Annotated in this window: 4 protein-coding genes; 3 read left to right on the plus strand and 1 reads right to left on the minus strand. The window is 37.3% G+C overall.

The window, feature by feature from the left end:
- Positions 1-273: 273 nt before the first annotated feature.
- The 3 genes from N0M92_RS28880 to N0M92_RS28890 all read left to right on the plus strand — a co-directional run bounded on the left by N0M92_RS28880 (position 274) and on the right by N0M92_RS28890 (position 2,156).
- Entirely contained in the window at positions 274-759 is a 486-nt protein-coding gene (locus tag N0M92_RS28880) for a GNAT family N-acetyltransferase (RefSeq protein ID WP_260289000.1), read from the plus strand.
- 102 nt (positions 760-861) lie between these two features.
- Positions 862-1,242, plus strand: a complete 381-nt coding sequence (locus N0M92_RS28885; RefSeq protein WP_260288999.1) for a hypothetical protein — start codon at positions 862-864, stop codon at positions 1,240-1,242.
- Between the two features lie 380 nt (positions 1,243-1,622).
- Complete coding sequence (locus N0M92_RS28890) at positions 1,623-2,156, plus strand: DinB family protein (protein ID WP_260289001.1); 534 nt, start codon at positions 1,623-1,625, stop codon at positions 2,154-2,156.
- Positions 2,157-2,558: 402 nt separating this feature from the next.
- On the opposite strand, the gene N0M92_RS28895 is transcribed toward N0M92_RS28890, so the two are convergent.
- Positions 2,559-2,717, minus strand: coding sequence for a hypothetical protein (locus N0M92_RS28895; protein ID WP_192206579.1), 159 nt, complete (start codon positions 2,715-2,717; stop codon positions 2,559-2,561).
- Between the last annotated feature and the right edge of the window lie 382 nt (positions 2,718-3,099).

Genomic DNA, 3,099 nt, shown 5'->3' on the forward strand with positions numbered 1-3,099 from the left:
CATGGGTTAGTAAATCTATATGAACGATATACAAAACTACGTCAGACTTAAACTGAACCGCCGTATACCGAACGGTACGTACGGTGGTGTGAGAGGTCGGAGGCTAGGCGCCTCCTCCTACTCGATTTATGGCACTAAAGGGGCAGGTTTGCTCAAGAAGGATATTAGTAGCGATAAATAGAATGCTTTATACAAACTTAATCGTATAGAAAAACTCTTCTAAATTTCATGCAAAATAAACGGAAGGAGTAGCTAATGAATATTCGTATTTTAATGGAGTCCGATGCCCATTTATACCAGGAAGTGCGATTGAATGCATTGAAAATTAACCCAGAAGCATTTGGTTCAACATATGAGAGAGAGGTGGGATTTTCATTAGAAACGGTAAAGGAGCGAATAAAACCAACTAGGGACAAGTACATTGTAGGTGCTTTTGATTATAGAAAATCTTTAGTTGGAATTGTTACTTTTATACGTGAAAACAATATCAAAACCAGACATAAAGGGAATGTTTTTGGGATGTACATAGCTCCAGGCAATCGAGGTCAGGGTTTAGGAAAATCATTAATGAATGAACTTATAAGAAGGGCGAGGAATTCTGATGGATTGGAACAAATCAATTTAACTGTTGTATCTGATAATGACTCCGCAAAGAAACTATATAAGTCTTTAGGATTTGAGGTCTATGGTACAGAACGAAATGCCTTAAAGTATAATGGGCACTATTTTGATGAGGATTTGATGGTACTAACTATCTGATTATTGAGCTAACGGGTGCTTTAGCTGAACATGAAGAATATTTAGTTTACGCAGCTTGCCAGACTTATATATAATAGATGAAAACCATTAGGAGTTGACTTTATGCTTAATCGGATCAAGAATAAATTGATTTCCGCACAAGAAACGGGAGAAGAAGTAGATAATATCTACGCTATCATACCCCCGCCAGGAACCATTATCGGAGAGGCAACGGAAGAAGAAATGGAAAAGGCAGCAGAGCTTGAAATTAGACATATGGCTTTTATGAGGTTGCAGGAAATGAATATACAATTTGACGGTGCGTCTTATAAAGAACTATTAAAAGAGTTTCAAGATTTTGAAACCGATTCGAGTAAATTTTGGAGAGATATATCCAGCCGTTTATCCGTTCCGTATGAATGGCCAATCAGAATTGATCATGCAAACAGCCCCATTTATATTGGTGAACACGATTTATATGAAGAAGAAGAGAATGAAGATTGATATTGAAATTTATGCTTGGCAAAGTCGTATAGGTTCATGCGTTCATTATTAATGTATTTTAAATCGATTTTAGAGCGTTATCCATAAGGGTTAACGTTCTTTTTGTTTGCAAAATTAGCTGGATAGTGAAGTAAGTGGATTTTTCCTTACTTTTTTGTTAACGGGTGTTGTTAACTGAAAATCGGAGCTGTCTTTAAGGCGGCTTGGCAGGATAGTTGAAGAGTGCTGTTTGGCCTTTGTTCAGCAATTGACCATATTCTTGAATGAAAGAGAAGGGATTATTTGTAAGTGAGTCGAAGTTAATGTCAGAGATGTTATTTAGTTTAGCATTGGGACGTACAGTAAAGAGAAAGAAAATTATAAAGAAAGTGGGAGATCTATTGGATACAAAAGTGATATTGAAGCGATTCGAACAGGTGGCTACGTACTATATTGAAGAGTTAAGTAAATATTCGCTGGATGAGTTTACAAGAAAGCCTTCTGAGGATGAATGGTCATTAGGACAAATGTATAATCATTTAATAAAGAGCACCCTGCATCTTCAATTGAAAGCCATTAAGCAATGTGCTAATGGCACTACTTCCGATGACGGTAAAAAAACAGAAATAGGCGAATCGATTTTCAAAGAAGGAAAGTTTCCTCCAATCAGGTTAAAAGGTCCGGATACACCGGATTTCACACCGCCAAACCCTACAGGAAAAGAAGAAGTAAAGGAAGGACTGCTTCAAATCTTTGAGGAAATGCAAGAGATAGAGAAAAAGCTCTCTGACATTCCGGCCAGCCAGAAAGTTCAGCACCGGAGAATGGGATATTTAAATGCAGAGGAATATTTTCAACTAATCGAAATGCATTTCCGGCACCACTTACGGCAAAAAGAACGTATTGATCAGTTTCTTTTAAAAGTAAGTAAGTAATCTTTATTGTTGAAGCCGTTATTGACCGTCGGAAAATCAGCAGGAGCCCAGTTGAGGAGTTTAAAGAGCGCTTTAATGGAGTAACGAAAAAAGTCCAATTTCTCAATTTAAATGCTGAGAAATTGGGCTTTTTAGTATCGAAATCTCCTTAACATTATAAATCCGCATATTCCTGACGCTAGCCTTATAGAACTATCGGGCGCGTTAGCTGAAGATCGGAGCTTTCTTTAAGAAGCCCTTTTCTTATGGAACTAAAAGGGCAGGATAGTTGTAGAAGGTCTTTATTGTTCAGATAGAGAATAGCATTAGGGAAAGGTTGATTAAAGAAATTTAATATGAGGAGGCCAAAATGGTTGATAATAGTTATGAGATACAACAGCTGAAAAAAGTTAGAACATATATTTACATCACGATAGCATTACTTTTTTCAATGATATTTATATTTGTTAGCATGTTATTTTTGTATTTTCCTATGATAGGCATTTTAGACATTGTGTATTTTCCATCAAAACTCGCAATTTTTTCATTCTTAATTTCAATTGTATTTTCTGTTTTAGCCATAAAAAATCTCTTTGGTAAGATATTGTTCATATTAAACATATTTCTAATGCTATTTATGATTTTTTATGGACCATAAATAGATAAAGGCTGTTTTCGCATACTTTGTTGCTATTACCAAGTAGTGCGGTGTGGTTGATTTCCCCTCCAGATGCTCGCTTTCCGCGGGGCGGGCGGAATTTTAATAAGGGAGCTGCTTCGGCAGCTCTTTTTCGTGCGCCCGGCATGGGTGCAATCTATAGGGTGAAAGTCCCGAATCATGAAGGCAGTAGTAGTGGTTAGCTTAATGCAAGGGTGTCCACGGTGACGTGGAATCTGAAGGAAGCAAGCGGCAAACCTCCGGTCTGAGGAACACGAACTTCATATAAGGCTAGGTATCATTGGA

The sequence above is a fragment of the Peribacillus aracenensis genome (genome assembly GCF_025175645.1).
Lineage (GTDB): Bacteria > Bacillota > Bacilli > Bacillales > DSM-1321 > Peribacillus > Peribacillus aracenensis.